The 255-nt window shown below is 65.9% G+C and carries 1 protein-coding gene; it reads right to left on the bottom strand.

The genetic code is table 11. From position 1 onward, the window contains the following. Positions 1 to 255: condensation domain-containing protein (locus KP22_RS21185; protein WP_039326475.1), on the bottom strand; the 255-nt coding region annotated here is incomplete at both ends.

Genomic DNA, 255 nt, shown 5'->3' with positions numbered 1-255 from the left:
ATCGGATGCCGCAGGCCGCCCGCGCAGGTCGTGCACGGCGAGCGCAAAAGGTGCCGGTTCATCAATCTGCTGCCACGGCACGCCCTCCATCTCGACAAACCGCGTACGCAGCGCCTCATGACGCACGACGATACGATCCAACGCCATCCGCAGCGCTTCCTGGTCGAGTTCGCCGCTCAGCTTCAGGCCGCCGGCGACATGGTAGGCGGCGCTGGCGCGTGCCTCCAACTGGGTTAAAAACCACAGCCGCTGCTG

The sequence above is a fragment of the Pectobacterium betavasculorum genome, assembly GCF_000749845.1.
Taxonomy (GTDB): Bacteria; Pseudomonadota; Gammaproteobacteria; order Enterobacterales; family Enterobacteriaceae; genus Pectobacterium; species Pectobacterium betavasculorum.
This window is presented reverse-complemented; position numbering and strand designations above follow the sequence as displayed.